The sequence below is a fragment of the Longibacter salinarum genome, from assembly GCF_002554795.1.
GTDB lineage: Bacteria > Bacteroidota > Rhodothermia > Rhodothermales > Salinibacteraceae > Longibacter > Longibacter salinarum.
The window spans coordinates 96,287-112,413 of sequence record NZ_PDEQ01000009.1 but is presented as its reverse complement, the minus strand read 5'-3'; the positions used below and the strand labels follow the sequence as shown (position 1 = coordinate 112,413).

Genomic DNA, 16,127 nt, shown 5'->3' with positions numbered 1-16,127 from the left:
GAGACCTTTTCTACCTGACATGCCTCGCGCGGCTGCTTGCTCTGGGGGCTTTCGGCGGCTCATTTTGCTGGGCGTCATCCTTTTGGCGGTGATGCCCGAGGGGGCGCGTGCACAGACGGCACCGGTCGCCCAGTCCGTCCAGTATTTTGCGATCGAAGACGAGACCCTGACCGTGGATGCGCCGGGTGTGCTTCAGAATGACACCGACGCCGATGGCGATCCGCTGACGGCCGTACTCGAATCCGACGTGTCGTTCGGCACCCTCAACCTCCGGGCGGACGGTTCCTTCGACTACACGCCGAATCCCGGATCCGTCCAGGATGATTCGTTCACGTACCGCGCCTCGGACGGCACACTTACGTCGGATGAGACGACGGTCACCATTCAGGTCAACGGTCGTCCCGATGCGCTGGCCGACTTCTACCTCGTTGGGCAGAATGACACGCTCATGGTCAACGCACCGGGCGTTCTTGAGAATGACAGTGATCCCGAAGGCGACTCGGTGGTCGCGTTACTCGTGAGCGGCCCATCCAACGGAACGCTCGAGCCGCGTGGAGGCGACATGCTCGAGCTGACGCTGGACGGCGCCTTTACCTACATTCCCGACACAGATTTTAGCGGCACGGACGAACTCAGATACGCAATCGAAGATACCGGCGGCGCGACATCCGATACGGTAACGGTCGTCCTGACGGTGAATTCGCCCCCGGTCGCCCAGGACGATGCCTACACGGTGAGCGAAAGTGATACGCTGGACGTTGTAGCAAGCAATAACGTGTTGACGAATGACACCGACCCGGATGGCGACACGGTGAGCGCCCTCCTCCTCAGCGGTCCGGCGAACGGGAATCTTCTGCCTCGGGGCACGGACAATCTGCCGCTCACATTCGACGGCGACTTCTCGTACGTCCCCGCTCCAGGGTTTACCGGCACCGACAGCTTCACGTACACCGTCTCCGACAACAACTATACGGATGCAGATACTGCCACAGTCACCCTCACCGTGAACGCCGCGAACACGTCGCCCGTGGCCGAGGCCGATACGTTCACCGTAAGCGAAAGCGATACGCTGGAGGTCTTTTCTCCGGGCGTGCTCATCAACGATACGGACGCGGATGGCGACGACCTGGCGTCTGTGCTCATTGATGGACCGCAGAACGGTGTGCTGGTGCCGCAGGGGACAGACAACCTCGGCCTCACACTCGACGGGGCCTTCACGTATGCCCCGAACTCTGGCTTCCGCGGCGTCGACCAGTTCACATACCGCGTGGATGACGGCACCACCACCGACACGACGACCGTCACGCTCAACGTAAACGGCCTCCCGACCGCGCAGCCCGACGCGTACGACGTCGCCGTGAACGATACGCTCGACGTGGCGCCGCCCGGCGTTCTTGAGAACGACACCGACCCGGAAGGTGATGATCTCTTCTCTACTCTGGTCGAGGGGCCCGTGAACGGAACGCTTGTCCCGCAGGGAATTGATCAGCTCGGCATCACACCGGATGGCGGGTTCGTTTATGTGCCGAACACCGATTTTGTCGGTACCGATACGCTGACCTATCGCATTCGCGACGACGTCGGTGGGGAGAGCACCGCGCGCATAGCCATTACCGTCGGGACCTGCGCGTTCACCGTGGTGAACCTCGGTACGCTTGGAGGCACAGCAAGTCGTGCGCTCGACATCAATAACGTGGGGGAAATCGTGGGGCTCTCGGAGACCGCCGATGGTCGGGTCGAAGGCTTTATCTGGAGCGGTGGTGTGATGACTCCGGTAGACGAGAACCGGAGGAGCCAGACGTTCGCTATTGACGAAGACATTGCCGGCACGGCCGTAATCGACACCTCTTTTCAGGCCGTCCGATTCAGTGGAACGCAAACGCTTAGTCTAGACGCCCCGGCCCCCTTCAGCGTGGCGTTGGGTACGCGCGGTCAACGATTCGCCGGGACATACGTCGATGCCGACACCTTCCAGCCCTTCGTCTACGACAACGGCTTTTCCGCTCTATCCGTACCGGACGGGAGCGGAGGGCGCGCTGTGGACGTGAATGCCAGCGGGCAAGTGGCCGGATACAGTCTGGGCGGGCAGGTGCTACGGTGGGAAAACGGGGGCGTGGTCGAACTCGGTCGCGGCCGGGCGTACGCCATCAACGAAACCGGGCAGGTGGTCGGTCGGAGCGACGGGCGTGCGGTGCGCTGGGACGCCGACGGGACGGAGGTGCTTCTGGGGACGGACCCGGACTTCGCCGAGGCCTACGATGTGAATGGAAACGGAGATGCCGTCGGAAGCAGCATTTTTGTCACCGACACCACGCAGACCGCGTCCTCCACTTCAGGCAAAGCGAGCGGTCGGGATTCTCGCGTTTCCTGGCGCACGGCACGTGACCTCGCAGTCATCGCCCGGAGCGTACGGACACCGCGGAAGATGTCGATGTCAGCCCGGTCATACAAGCGTTCCGTTCGGGGGGCGGCCTTCGCGTTCCGTTCGGGATCCGTGACGGATTTGAACGAATGCCTTCCGCCTTCGTCGCCGTGGGTGTTGGAAGAGGCCCGGGCGATCAACGACCTCGGTCAGATCGTTGGGTTCGGGCTCGTGGACGGAGAGCAGCGCGCGTTCCTGTTGCAACCCGGTAGCAACGCCCAGCCGACGGCCAGTGCCGACCGGTTCGAGGCACCGGCCCGGGAGCCGATCGACCTTCAGCTTCTTGCGAACGACACCGACGCGGATGGCGACCCCCTGCGGGTCGTCCGTGTGTTCGCCCCGAAGAACGGGACCATCCGTCGGCATGCAGATGAGAGTGTTCGATACGTCCCGCCGTCGGGGTACGCCGGCACCGACCGCTTTACGTACGTCGTGTCGGATGGAAAGGGAGCGACGGCACGAGCCGACGTCGCGATTGAGGTCCCCGCGCCCGAGAAGACGTATCTCGAAGCGAATGCTCCGAATCCATTTCATGGAAAGACGACCATTACGTTCACGCTTCCCGGTCGACAGCACGTTCGTCTCGACGTGTACGATCTCCTCGGCCGACGCGTCACGCGACTCGTGAATGACACGCTTCCGCCCGGCCGGCACGACGCCACGTTCGACGCGACGGGGATGTCGAGTGGCGTTTACTTCTATCGAATCCAGGCGGATGGCTACGTGGAGACGCGGAAGATGGTGGTCGTCCGATAGCGCACGGCGAGAATCCATTTGCCTCGATTTGATCACGCTGGTCGGCTCTTTGCCTCACCGTCGCACGGCCGTGCGACGATCGGGGCCAAACGATGACCTTCGGATTGAGCGGAGACATGACCCCGTTGCCCTTACTTGTTCGCAATTCATCCCCAGCGGCCGAGGCACGGCATCTGGACAGCGTCATTTGGATTCAGTATTAACGCAAAAAAGCGAGCTCCCTGGAGAGGGAGCCCGCTTCTGAACTTCGTTTACATGGGGGCGCTTGAGTGCGGCCCGCGCGACCGAACACGTCAGGATCCGGTCTGCACCGTTCCTTCCATGGACGCGTGGATCGTGCATCGGTATGTGGCGACGGCATCCGCGAGGGTCTGCGTATAGGTAAACGTGATTCCCTGCGAGTCTTCGACGTAGTTGATGTCGCTGTCGCCTTCGAGGCTTCCGGAGCCGCCCTGATTCAGCAGGTAGTCCGAGTTCGCGTTCTGGAAGCCGAGCGGATGGGCGGACCCGCCGTTATTTTCGATCCGGTATCGCGTTCCAACGGTTAGCGTCAGCGTCGGGTTTTCGCCGGACGCGGCCACGCCGGTTGCGCCCTCAACATTCGCCACTTCCCATGCCGACGCGCCGACGTTGGTAAGTGTAACCGTCACGTCAGGCGACGACGTGCCGGTACCTTCGTTGGCTCCAATGTTGCCCTGTGAGACGATTTCCTGGAGGTTCGCCGCGCTCTCGTGGATGTTGACGTAGCCGTCGAAGCTGGTGAGGTCGCCAAACGAGAGGTCAATGATCTGGCTGCTACGTGCGGCCGGATCGGTACCGTCGATCGGGCTCAGGTAGTACTGAATGTCTCCGCCCTCGGACGCGCTGTTCGCGTGAATGTGGCCCGGATGCGAGACGTCTGCGCCTGTGGCGTCGTCCTCGTACTGACCGTCGCCATCAACGTCCAGTCGTACCGTGGCGAGGGTCAGGTCGGTTGTGAGTTCACGGAACGTGATCTCACCAGGAATTCCGCTCGGTGCGACCGATCCGCTGTTAGCATTTGCCTGGAGCGGGTACGTAGTCGTCTGCGGGTTGTCCAGCAGCGCGAGACCAGCGCCGAACGTTCCCGTGGCGTTGGCTCCGATATTACCCTGCGAGACGACGTTGTCCAGGTTCGCGACGCTCTCGTGGATGTTCACGTACCCGTTGAAGGTCGCAAGTTCATCGAATGGCCGGTCAACGAGGCGGGCTGACGTACCGTCGTTTGCACTGTTGGCGTTGGTCCCGTCGATCGGGGAGAGGTAGATCGCAATCGATCCACCTTCCGAGGCCGTGTTGTTGTGAATGTGGGCGGGGTGGGATACGGTTGTACCCGTCGGGCCATCCGTCAGAGACAGCGTTACGAGCGTTTGGGTGTCGCCGGCCTCCCAGAAGGTCACGGTGCCATCCACGCCATTGGGGAGGGCGCCGCCGTTCGACTGTGCCGCGAGGTCGTAGCTGATCCGCTGTGGAAAGCTGTCCGGCACGAGGACACCATCAATCACATGTGCGACGCCATTATCCGCTTCGACATCGGCCTGCGTGACCGGAATGCCACCGACGGTAAGGGTGCCGTTTTCAGAGGCGATGGGCAGCTCCTGGCCCTCCACGGTGGTTACGCTCTGGCGACCTTCCAGATCACTTGCCGTGAGTGCTTCACCGGCGACGACGTGGTAGTTCAACAGACGGGTCGTCAGGTCGGGGTTGTTCGTCAGGCTTTCGACGTCGACGTTGTCGAAGGCAGCGTTTGCGGGCGCGAAGACTGTGAACGTGGTGTTCTCGTCTGCGAGAGTTTCGTCCTGGCCTGTTGCTTCGAGGGCCGCACCGAGTGTGCTGAGATTCGCTATATCGTTAACAACGTCAGCCAGGGTCGTGACAGCGTCTTCGTTCTCGGAGTCCATGTCGTCGTCCATCGCGGAGCCGCCGCTGTCACAGCCGGTCGCGATCAAAGCAAGAGTGAGGACGAGTAGGAATGAAAAAGATCGTAGGCGAGGCAAAGAGTCGGCTAAGGGCATGGGCCGGAGAGGCGTTGGGAGAAAACGTGTTGATGATCACCGGGATGGTGGAGGTGATCATCCATACCTGAGCCGGTCGCCCTGGTGCCTCTTCATTGTAACCCGGCTGTCATGTCGTGTGACGGGAAAGTAATCAGAAGTATGGTATACGGAAACGTTGCATGTGTGTGCGTGTCGAGTGGGGGCTGTGGATGATAAAATTGTGACGGGCGTGGGCGATACCGTTCTACGATTAGCGTAAGCGCAGACCAGTTGTCCGTCGTTTATCTCTCGTTCCGTTCGTGCTGGTTCAGAGATTGGGGCTCGGATGCCGTGTCATCACCAGATGGTGGATGGTGCGGGTTCTCACCGCGAACCAGGTGCCAGTGATGTCTGCGGTGATGCGTGCCGTAGGCCAGCAGTCCCATGTATCCGAGCGCTCGAATCTTCTCGACCTCGCGGGCGTCGTCGGTTGTCGTTCGAAGGACGAACGCGTCCTCCTGTTGATCGACGGACATATCCCAGCCCGTTTCCGCGTTCAGCATATGTGGATGAGCGTTCAGGACCCGGTTGAGGGACGCTCGAGCGGCGGTCGTCGTGGGCCGCACGCGAAGGCGAAGGCCGGAGTCGATATCCGTCTTTTCCAGCACCTCCACGTAAACGGCGACCTGGTGCATGTCAATCAGGTGCCGTCGCAGCCGGTCGATGTCGACCTGCGACCAGTCGGTTGTCGAGTCTGCCTCCAGGTGACGAATGGCCTCCTGTATGCTCCCAAACACCGACTGGCCCGGCTCCTGAAGGGTCGGCGTAGCGCTAGAGCCGGGCTCGCTTCCCCCGTGCATTCCGGCATGGTGCTGCGCCGCAACGGGTCCTGCGATGAGGAGCCCGGTCACAAGAAGGAAGAGAACGGTCCAGGCATAACGTGGCGAGCCTGTGCGTGTCGGCGGAGAATACATAGAATGGCAGCGATCGGCTGATGGTAAACGGAGGCGAGTTACCCATGTCGAGGTGATGAGACAGAGCTTGGGGGCCGAAACAGATCGCATTCGCAGATGGATCCCACCATTTCGATCGTAGCGTCCCGTTCCGTCGCTGACATCCCTCATCGCTGCACTCGAGTCGCCTGATCTCCTCAAGGCCACCGTCGCACGGCCGTGCGACGGTGTGAGGCTGTCGTTGCGGGTTTCCTGTAATTACCCAAAGCGAGAGCCCCGAGACGTGCCATTATCGGCATCCCGGGGCTCTGGTGTTTTGAAACATGGTCCTCAAGAACGTCAGCTTTCAGCGGAGTCGCTGACCGGTTCCAGTCGGTAGAGGCCGCCGTTCGGGGCGTCGGTGAGAACGTAGAGGTATCCATCCGGGCCCATGGCCACGTCGCGGATGCGACCAAGCTCGCCCCGCAGCAGCTCTTCCTGATGGGTGACCTCGTTATCGTCGTTAAGCTCGACGCGAATGAGCTTGAGTTGCGCGAGCGCACCCATAAAGAGGTCGTTTTCCCAGTTCGGGAATGCGTCCCCCGTGTAGAACGTCATGCCCGAGAGGGCCGGAGACGGGTCCCAGTATTTGACGGGCTCGGTCACGCCGGGAGCTTCCGTACCGCCGATGTCTTCACGCGGCGTCGTGTAGGTATCGCCGTAACTGACCGCCGACCAGCCGTAGTTGTTGCCGGCCTCGACCAGGTTCAGTTCATCGCCGCCGTGCGGGCCGTGCTCGTGCTGCCAGATGTCGCCTGTCCCCGGGTGGATCGCCATGCCCTGCTGGTTCCTGTGACCGTAGCTGAAGACCTCCGGGCGAGCGTCGTCCTGGCCAACAAAGGGATTGTCGTCGGGCACGGAGCCGTCCATGTTGAGCCGCACCGTCGTGCCGACCGACGTGCTCGGCGTCGGAATTTTGACCGTGCGCTCGCGGCGCTGGCCGCGCTCACCGAGCGTCACGATCAGCTTGCCGTCCTGCGAAAACGCGATGCGGGATCCGAAGTGGTAGTCCGGCTCCAGGAAGGGGGTCTGGCGGTAAATCTCTTGGACGTCCGTGAGCGAGCCGTTTTGAAGTTTGGCTCGGGACACGACCGTGCCGCCTTTGCCATTTTCTTTCTTCGAGTACGAGAAGTAAATCCATCCCGAGGTGTCGTAGTCCGGAGCCACGCGCACATCGAGGAGGCCGCCCTGGTTCTCGGCCCAGACCTCCGGGACGCCCGAGAGAGCCGTTTTGGAGCCCGATTCGTCGATGATAAGCATCTGTCCGGGGCGCTCGGTGACGAGCATCCGTCCGTCGGGGAGCCAGTCGACGGCCCAGGCATGCTCAAGGCTTTCCGCCAGCTGGACGACCCGGAAGGTTGCGTCCTCCGACTCGACGCGATCGACCACGACCTTACCGTCTGCCGGAGACGACACCGATTCAGCAGCGGCAACAGCGCTCGACGCCGTGTCGCCGGGATCGTCGCCGGAGCCGCAGGCGGATAGGGAGACAGCGAGGAGAAGAATCAACAATCGTATCATGGAGCGGGGGATGGTTGCCAGAGGAGCGTGCGTTGAACCGGGAGATTGAGCAACTATGCCTACCGTTCTGCCTGGCAGGGTATCCCGGGCTTCCTTGCCCGAATTGAGACGATCCGGAAAGGTTCTAGCGAAGGGGGTGTTATTTCGAACGGAGGGATGCTTTGCGGCCCCGTCCGGTCTCGGGGAAAGCACGAGGAGGAGAGAACAGCGTGCCGATGAATGGAAGGCACAGCACAGTAATGCATCGGGCCGGCCGATTGAATCTGAACGCACCATGAAGGCTGTTTCTCAGACGAGAACCGCGCAGGGTGGCAAGCCGCTCCGTCCCAGGATCGCTCTGTCGGGCTCGTTACAGGCGTCCGGTGCGTTTCATTTGACTGCATCGCATTTTTCGATATCTTGTGCGTTGTAAAAAGTCATTATACAATGAAGTTGTGACGAGAAATGTATTGCGTTCCTGACCACGTCGTCCCATGACGCCCCTTCCCCCGTCTGTCCCCTCGAACTCCGGTCGAGATCACCAACGTCTGGTCGCGCTACGCCGGTACGAGATTCTGGGGACGGATGAGGAGGCCGCATTCGATCGGATCGTTGATCTGGCGGCTCGGCTTCTGGGTATGCCGATGGCTGGGATTCATTTTGTCAGCGACCGCTGTCAATGGGCCAAGGCGCAGACGGGTTTTCAGAGGAAAGAGGTCGACCTCAACACATCATTCTGTGCACGTGCACTCGATACGGAGTCGCTGCTCGTTGTCGACGACGCAACAGTGGATCCTCGGTTTTGCGAAAATCCGTTCGTGACGGGGGCACCGGGAATTCGGTTTTACGCGGGAGCGGCGCTCACAACCCCGAACGGCATTGCCATTGGCCGTTTGTGTGTGCTGGACACCGCGCCCCGTCCGGGTGGCCTGACGGAGGACGAGCAAGCCACGCTGCAGCAGCTCGCGGATGTGATTATCGACCAGCTCGAATATCGTGCGCAGCCGCGTCACCGGGAAGAGATTCTCGAAAGCATTACGGATGGGTTCATTGCCGTCGATAGCGAGTGGACCGTCACGTACCTGAATCAGCGAGCCGCAGAATTCGTGCAGCGCTCGAGCGATGAAATGATCGGGGAGCATCTCTGGGAAGAGTTTCCCGAGGAAAAGGAATTGATCGTGTACAAGCGACTGCAGCTCGCCCTGGAGGAGCTTGAGGCGGTGCAGTTCGAATCGTACTCCCCGTCGCTTGAGGCCTGGTTTGACGTCAAGGCCTATCCATTGGACAAAGGCGGGCTCTCGATCTATTTCGACGATATCACCGAGCGTCATGCCCGGGAGCAGCAGCTAAAGCTCATGAGTTGCGCGGTCAAGGATGCTGCAGAGTCCGTGATCATAACGGAGGGAGCTCCAATTGACGAACCCGGGCCTCGGATTGAGTACGTCAACCCGGCATTCGAAGAGATGACCGGATATTCGGCTGAGGAAGTGATCGGCAAGACGCCTCGCATCTTGCAGGGTCCGGATACGAATCGCGGCATCCTGAATCGCGTCCGCACGTGTCTTGAGGAAGGGAAGCCTGTGACCAGCATCACCGGCCTCAACTACCGCAAGGACGGAACGCCCTTCTGGGTTGAGTGGAGCATTACGCCGGTGCGCGGCGACGGCGGGACGGTGGAGCACTGGGTATCCGTTCAGCGCGACATTACGCAGCGGCGCGAACTGACCGAGACGCTCCGCGAGCGCGAGGAATATCTGTCGGTCACACTTAACTCGATCGGCGATGCCGTCATCTCGACGGATACCTCCGGTCGTATCACGGAGATGAACCGTGTTGCCGAGGATCTCACTGGATGGACGGCGGAAGAGGCAGACGGGCATGCGTTGAGGGAGGTCGTGGACTTGCGTGATCCTGCAACTGGCAAACCGGTCGAAAGCTCGGTTGGCGAGGTGCTGGAAAGCGGTGACATCGTGGGGATGAACAACAACCGGGTTCTCCACGACCGGGAAGAGATCGAACGACAGATTGCCGACAGCGCGGCCCCCATTCGGTCGCGTGAGGGCGAGTTGCTCGGCGTCGTGCTCGTTTTTCGCGACGTGACCGACGCCTACCAGCGTCGGCAGGCGCTGGAAGAGCAGCGTGAGCGGCTGGAGATGGCTATTGTCGGTGGTCGCGCGGGAATGTGGGACTGGAATATGCAGACCGATGCAACGGTCTACGACGAGCGCTGGGCCGCCATCCTCGGGTACACGCTCGACGAACTGGAGTACGATAACACGTTTTTCGAGCGGCACACTCATCCGGACGATCTGCAGTCCGTCTACGACGACATTGAAGCCCACGCCAGGGGCGAGCTTTCGTATCTCGACCAGGAGATCCGTATGCGCCACAAGGACGGCTCATGGCGTTGGGTACTCGACCGGGGGAAGATCGTAGAGTGGGACGAGGATGGCAACCCGCTACGGATGGTCGGAACGCACGTCGACATCACGGAGCGAAAACAGGCGGAAGAGGAGCTCCGCAAGAGCGAAGAGCGGTTTGATCTCGCCGTGCGCGGCTCCAAGGACGGTCTGTGGGACTGGGACCTGAAGAATGGCGAGGTCTGGTATTCGGATCGGTTTATCGAGCTCATCGGGTGGCCGCCCGACGTGTTTGATCAGACGCTTGAGGCGTGGAAGGACGTGTTGCATCCTGATGATGTTGAGCCGACCATGAAGGCGATTGAGGAGCATCTGCACGACCGTACGCCGTACGATGTCGAATATCGGTGCCGGTCGAAGGACGGGACGTACCGCTGGTTTCAGGCGCGCGGTCAGGCGATCTGGAACGAGGAGGGTGAGCCCGTCCGTGTGGCGGGATCCATCACCGACATCACGGAGCGCAGGCGTCAGATTTCCATCGAGCAGCGGTTCGGTCGGCTTCTGGAGGCGGTGCCCAGCGAAATCTACGTCTTCGACGCCGAAACACTCGAGTTCGTGCAGACGAGCCGAGGGGCCCGCGAAAACCTCGGGTACGAGGCCGACGAGCTCGCCGAACTCACGCCGCTGGACCTCAAACCTTACGATCTGGAGACCTTCGAAGAGGTTCTGGCACCGCTCCGGTCGGGAGAGAAAGAGATCGTTATTTTTGAAACCACGCATCAGCGCAAGGACGGGAGCTCCTATCCGGTCCAGGTCCGGTTGCAGTTGAACCGCGGCGAGGTGCGACCTCGATTCATCGCGATCGTTCTGGACATTACTGAGCGCAAAGAGCGAGAGCGAGAACTCATCCAGGCGAAGGAGCAGGCCGAAGAGATGAGCCGCCTGAAGTCGTCGTTCCTCGCCAACATGAGTCACGAGATCCGCACGCCGCTCACGGCGATCATCGGGTTCACCGAGGTGCTGCAGGACGAGATTGAGGGAGAGAATTACGATCTGCTGTCGATGATCTTCCAGAGCGGCCGCCGCCTCGAGCGCACGCTGACGTCCGTCTTGGATCTCGCTCAGCTTGAAAGTAAGACCGTCGAGATGAAAGCCGAGACGGTCGACCTGACGGAGGAGGTGCGCGAGGCGTTGTCTCTTTTTCAGAAGGATGCGGAGGACAAAGGGTTGCGTCTGGAAGCCGACGTGCCGGGCCAGCCCGTCATGGCCTCGACCGACCGTGGGGCGATCCACCGCGTTCTGGCAAATCTAATCTCCAACGCCGTCAAATTTACCGACGACGGAGGCGTTCGTGTCGGACTCCACCCCGCAGACGAGCACGTCTGCATCGAGGTGGAGGACACCGGTATTGGCATTGACGAGGCGTTTGCGGAGAAGATCTTCCACGAGTTTACGCAGGAGTCGGAGGGCTACACGCGAACCTACGAGGGCGTCGGGCTGGGCCTTCACATCACGCACCGACTGGTCGATTTGCTGGGTGGACGGATTACCCTGGAGAGCGAGAAGGGCAAGGGCAGCCTCTTCACGATCACGCTCCCCTATGAGCCCGAAGACAACCCTTGCCGAATGTCGGCGGATGCGGGCGGGGCGAAGAACGTTTCGGAGTAAAACGTCAGATCAGGGGGCGATCGTCTCGGCCCCACTTCACGTTGACATCGGCTACAACAAGGCTCCGAGGAGTGGGCTGTCGAAACCTACCACCTGACGGGCCGTTGAGCGACGTGTCTGATTGTAACTACATGTCGCAATGACTGAGGCCGTCCAAACATACCACGAAGAGCATGTCTTCAGCCGTGTGCTGCTGAGGGCGTCGACCGTGCTCTTGCTATTCGGTCCCCTCCTCGTAGGGGCGAACGTGCCGTGCTATGGACAGGCCGTTCAGAAGCAGAGTGCCGTGTCGGCGTCGAACGGGTCGAGCCAAGCAACGGCCGGCTCGGTACACGGATCGGCGCGCACATCGTCAAACGGCGCCGTGCTCGTGGATGTCGCCGATCCCGTCCTTCCGTGTGTGGCCGTGCCCGCGCCGCGATGGATGGATTACGCGGTGACGCTGACTGCTACGCAGAGGACGCACGGCATATTCGCCGACGATCATTCGGGTGGTTCGTCTCCAGGCGGCTCGTCGTCGGGTGGAGGTCCGCCTCCCGCGATCGTTGTGCCTCCACCGAGTGATCTGCTTCTACCCGACGGAGATCGTGGCTCCGTTCTATTTCTTTCGTCCGCTCAGATGTCTCTGAGCACGCAGCGAACCGTCGTGCTGCGCTTGTAACCGTCTCCGCTTGCTCGCCAGCGTTTCTGGCGGGCCGTCCCGTGCCGTGTCTGTGCACGGACGCATCCCATTTGGCCATCTGTTTCCCCGCGGCCTCCGTGCATCACGCTGTGGGAACGGGCCGAACCAAGTGTTTATGCCTTCCAAGCGGAGATTCCTACGTCTATGTCTATCTGGAGCACGCAGTACGTTCGCATCATTGCACTCACTGCCGTCGTCGTTCTCATCGGCGGAGTGTACGTCTTTCTCCCCGATTCAGCACCGGACCGTTCGTCCTCAGAATCGGAGAGCCCACCCGTAACGTCGACTCGGGCTTCGGGCGCAAACGGCTCGCAGCATCCTTTGCAGTCGCAGAAGGCCCCGGATTTTGCCCTCGAACGAATGAACGGGGAGACGTTTCGCCTGTCTGAGCACCGCGGCGAGGTCGTCGTCGTGAACTTCTGGGCGACGTGGTGTCCACCGTGTCGGATGGAGATCCCGGGCTTCATCAAGCTGCAGAAAGAGTTTCGCGATCAGGGACTCACGTTCGTCGGCATCTCGCTCGATAAAGGTGGATTTGGAGCGGTGCGCCCCTACGCCGAGGAGATGGCGATCAACTACCCGCTCGTCATGGGCGAGTCCAGCGTCGTACAAAAATATGGCGGCGTACGTGGGCTGCCGACGACCTTTGTTATCGACGCGGAGGGCGACATTGCCTTTGCTCGCCCGGGCTATCTGCCCGAGAAGCAGCTGCGGGCGCGACTCAAGCCACTTCTGAACGAGGCCAGCAGTGCGGGCTCCTGAACGGGACACGTCGCATTTTCGCCTGCTCTGATCCTGCTCTCCCTCTCTAGAAATGGCTATGTCTAACGCATCTCTATCTCCTCAACGCTCATCCGACGAACATCAAAATGCCGAGCACTCATCCTTACGTAAGCGGGGGATACAAGCAGCTTATGCGATCGGCCGATTTCTGCGCCGAAACTGGATGTGGGGTATTCTGCTTGTGTTCGGTTTTTACCTCTGGAACGACTTGAGTCCGGATATCGATCTGCCGGACCGTGGTCCCCGCGCGCCCGACTTCGCACTGACACAGATGAACGGAGAGACGTTTCAGCTTTCCCGTCACCGCGGAGAGGTGGTCGTGCTCAACGTGTGGGCGACGTGGTGTCCGCCCTGCCGGGTTGAGATTCCCGGGTTTGTGGAATTGCAAGACCAGTTTGCGGAGGACGGTGTGCAGTTCGTCGGATTGTCCGTCGACGAGCAGGGGCTTGATGCGGTGCGCGAGTTCGGGCGAACGAACGAGCTGAACTATCCGCAGGTGGCCAGCCGCTCCGTGGCCTGGAAGAAGTACGGGCAGACGCGCACCGTGCCGCGAACCTATGTGATCGACAAAGCAGGCCGCGTGCGATATCGGCACACGGGTCTTCTTCTGAAGGGTGCACTCGAGCCTGTGCTTAACGAGCTCTCGGCCGAAGAGTACTCGGCGTCGGAGATGTCGGCTCTGGAGGCAGACGAAATGACAACGAGGTGATCCGCCTGCCGCTGCCGCTGATTCGCCGCTCGTACCTTCTCTAGAGTACCGTTCTACAGGATGAATTTGATTAAGCACCTCTTTGTCTCCGTGCGTTCCTCGGAGTCCGAGCACCCCTTCGCATCCATCCCGGCCCTTGCTGCGTTGATGGCTGTTTTCATCACGCTAACTCCCGGTGGGCTCGCAAGCTGTCCGGTATCCTCCCAGCCGATCCCTTCTCAGCAAACCGAGACGTCGCGTCAAGCCGAGGCGTCGTACCTGAGTGAACCTGTGAGTATGGGGAGCGACTCCACAACGGCGTCTAACGTGATGTGGCGTGCGGAGGCGAGGCCGCAGACGGTCCGGCCGGGGGAAACGGTGACCCTGCGCCTGGAGGCCGAGATCCGCGGCGACTGGCACATGTACGCGCTCGACTCGCCCGTCGGTCAGGCGCTCAATGTCACGGTCGATTCGCTCCCCGACGGGGTCGCCGCCGACCCGTCTTTGCGGCAATCGCCGCCAGACAAAGAGTTCGATCCGAACTTTCAGGACGAGGCATACTTCTTCGATGAGTCTGCCGAGGTGAGAACTGCAATTCGGGTTTCAGATGGCGTCGAGCAGGGTTCTCATACTCTGGGCGGAGACATACGCTACATGGTGTGCAATGACGACCTCTGCATGCCTCCGCGTACGACGTCATTCACGGTGCGCGTTTCGATTGAGGCAGGCGAACCTCGCCCGGCCTTCGTGGACGCAGATTACGAAGGGTTGGTGCGTCCCGAGGTCGCTCCATCTTCTTCGACCGAAGACGTCCGCAGCAGTGATGTCGCCAGCGCCGGGAATAGCGAAGGACTCTGGGTCTTTTTGCTGCTGGCGGCGGGCGCAGGACTGGGCGCCTTTCTCATGCCCTGCATCCTGCCCATGGTGCCGCTCACGGTATCGCACTTCGCAAATGCATCCAGTCGTGGAAAATCGTTCCGACACGCGAGCATCTACGGAATCACGATCATCGTGACGTTCACCGGTCTGGGTGCACTCGCAGCAGCCGTACTAGGTGCGGCCGGGGCGCAGGCAGTCGCAGCCAACCCGTGGGTCAACCTGGGCATTGGTGCGGTACTGGTTGTTTTCGCCCTGTCTCTTCTTGGGCTGTTCGAGGTCCGGATGCCGCAGACGGTGGCGAACGTTCTGAATCGGCAGTCGGATCGCCGGGGAGGCTACACGGGATCGATCTTTATGGGCCTTACGCTCACCGTCGTTTCGTTTTCCTGCACAGCGCCGTTCGTAGGCGGATTGCTCGCGGCCGCTTCGCAGGGAACGTGGGTGTATCCCGTTCTGGGAATGCTCGTGTTCAGCAGCGTCCTGGCCCTCCCGTTTGTCGCGTTTGCGCTCTTTCCCGACGCGCTTGAGCGTCTTCCGTCATCGGGACCGTGGATGCGCGTTATGAAAGTGACGCTCGGCTTCGTCGAGCTGGCGGCTGCGTTGAAGTTTTTCTCCAATGCCGACCTCGTGTGGAATGAGGGGGCCGCGTGGCTGCCCCGGCCACTCGTGATCGCGCTCACCATTTCGCTGCTCCTGATGGCGGGCGCGTACCTTCTCGGCAAGCTTCGGATAACGAACGAGGCCGATGCTGCGGGCAATGCCGCCGCTGTTGGTGTGGGGCGGTCGCTCGCTGGTGCCCTTTTCCTAGCGCTCGGCTTGTACATGGCGCCGGGCCTCTGGGGAGCGCCCCTTGGCGGGCTCGACGCCTACCTTCCGCCGTCCCAGGCAGATGATCCCGGACGTCTCGTTGCCAGCAGCCCCGGTGAAGACACCCGGTTGAGCGAGCTCAACTGGCATACGGATGACATCGACGCGGCCATGGCCAAAGCAGAAGTGAGCGGGAAGCCGGTCTTCGTCGACTTCACCGGCTACACCTGCACCAACTGCCGCGAGATGGAGGCCAACGTGTTTCCAAAGCCGATCGTTTCGGAGCACCTTCGCTCCGACTTCGTGCGCCTGCGTCTCTACACAGATAGCCGCAAGGAAGGGCCCGCGCTTCGGCGCTATCAGCAAGACCTGATTGGAACGGTCGCGCTGCCGAGCTACGCGATCATAACGCCCGCCGGGGAGGTGAAGGCGCAGCACAGTGGCATGGCGGCCCCCGACGCGTTCGATCGATTTCTGGAGCGTGGGCTGTCGACTGCACGCCGTGTTTCTCAGGTCGCACCGGAGAGGTCGCAGAAAAGAGAGCCGCTCTCGTCTAGCAACTCATGAGCTGCAGTTTCGACCGCGCGGCCGCTGTA

9 protein-coding genes are annotated in these 16,127 nt (G+C 61.2%); 6 read left to right on the top strand and 3 right to left on the bottom strand.

Going from position 1 to position 16,127, the window contains the following annotated elements; translation table 11 throughout:
- The first annotated feature begins 19 nt into the window (after nucleotides 1-19).
- Complete coding sequence (locus CRI94_RS15585; RefSeq protein WP_179862355.1) at nucleotides 20-3,178, top strand: Ig-like domain-containing protein; 3,159 nt, start codon at nucleotides 20-22, stop codon at nucleotides 3,176-3,178.
- A gap of 293 nt (nucleotides 3,179-3,471) precedes the next feature.
- On the opposite strand, the gene CRI94_RS15580 is transcribed toward CRI94_RS15585, so the two are convergent.
- The 3 genes from CRI94_RS15580 to CRI94_RS15570 all read right to left on the bottom strand — a co-directional run bounded on the left by CRI94_RS15580 (nucleotide 3,472) and on the right by CRI94_RS15570 (nucleotide 7,685).
- Complete coding sequence (locus CRI94_RS15580) at nucleotides 3,472-5,193, bottom strand: fasciclin domain-containing protein (RefSeq protein WP_245846225.1); 1,722 nt, start codon at nucleotides 5,191-5,193, stop codon at nucleotides 3,472-3,474.
- Between the two features lie 281 nt (nucleotides 5,194-5,474).
- On the bottom strand, nucleotides 5,475-6,146 hold the full coding sequence (locus CRI94_RS15575) for a hypothetical protein (RefSeq protein ID WP_179862354.1): 672 nt from the start codon (nucleotides 6,144-6,146) through the stop codon (nucleotides 5,475-5,477).
- 318 nt (nucleotides 6,147-6,464) lie between these two features.
- Nucleotides 6,465-7,685: a PQQ-dependent sugar dehydrogenase gene (locus CRI94_RS15570; protein ID WP_098078021.1), complete on the bottom strand. Its 1,221-nt coding sequence runs from the start codon at nucleotides 7,683-7,685 to the stop codon at nucleotides 6,465-6,467.
- A gap of 473 nt (nucleotides 7,686-8,158) precedes the next feature.
- Here CRI94_RS15570 and CRI94_RS15565 point away from each other — a divergent pair, with 473 nt between their 5' ends.
- The 5 genes from CRI94_RS15565 (at nucleotide 8,159) to CRI94_RS15545 (ending at nucleotide 16,098) form a co-directional block, all read left to right on the top strand.
- On the top strand, nucleotides 8,159-11,692 hold the full coding sequence (locus CRI94_RS15565; protein ID WP_098078018.1) for a PAS domain S-box protein: 3,534 nt from the start codon (nucleotides 8,159-8,161) through the stop codon (nucleotides 11,690-11,692).
- Nucleotides 11,693-11,831: 139 nt separating this feature from the next.
- Nucleotides 11,832-12,353 (top strand): hypothetical protein, encoded by a 522-nt coding sequence (locus tag CRI94_RS15560; protein ID WP_098078013.1) that lies wholly within the window; start codon nucleotides 11,832-11,834, stop codon nucleotides 12,351-12,353.
- Nucleotides 12,354-12,518: 165 nt separating this feature from the next.
- Nucleotides 12,519-13,136 (top strand): peroxiredoxin family protein, encoded by a 618-nt coding sequence (locus CRI94_RS15555; RefSeq protein ID WP_098078009.1) that lies wholly within the window; start codon nucleotides 12,519-12,521, stop codon nucleotides 13,134-13,136.
- A gap of 184 nt (nucleotides 13,137-13,320) precedes the next feature.
- Entirely contained in the window at nucleotides 13,321-13,866 is a 546-nt protein-coding gene (locus tag CRI94_RS15550; protein WP_179862353.1) for a TlpA family protein disulfide reductase, read from the top strand.
- 90 nt (nucleotides 13,867-13,956) lie between these two features.
- Nucleotides 13,957-16,098, top strand: a complete 2,142-nt coding sequence (locus CRI94_RS15545) for a protein-disulfide reductase DsbD family protein (RefSeq protein ID WP_179862352.1) — start codon at nucleotides 13,957-13,959, stop codon at nucleotides 16,096-16,098.
- Nucleotides 16,099-16,127: the final 29 nt, after the last annotated feature.

Coding starts and splice junctions, on each gene's coding strand:
- CRI94_RS15585 (WP_179862355.1), top strand. CDS start 20: ATGCCTCGCGCGGCTGCTTGCTCTGGGGGCTTTCGGCGGCTCATTTTG.
- CRI94_RS15575 (WP_179862354.1), bottom strand. CDS start 6,146: ATGTATTCTCCGCCGACACGCACAGGCTCGCCACGTTATGCCTGGACC.
- CRI94_RS15570 (WP_098078021.1), bottom strand. CDS start 7,685: ATGATACGATTGTTGATTCTTCTCCTCGCTGTCTCCCTATCCGCCTGC.
- CRI94_RS15565 (WP_098078018.1), top strand. CDS start 8,159: ATGACGCCCCTTCCCCCGTCTGTCCCCTCGAACTCCGGTCGAGATCAC.
- CRI94_RS15560 (WP_098078013.1), top strand. CDS start 11,832: ATGACTGAGGCCGTCCAAACATACCACGAAGAGCATGTCTTCAGCCGT.
- CRI94_RS15555 (WP_098078009.1), top strand. CDS start 12,519: ATGTCTATCTGGAGCACGCAGTACGTTCGCATCATTGCACTCACTGCC.
- CRI94_RS15550 (WP_179862353.1), top strand. CDS start 13,321: ATGTGGGGTATTCTGCTTGTGTTCGGTTTTTACCTCTGGAACGACTTG.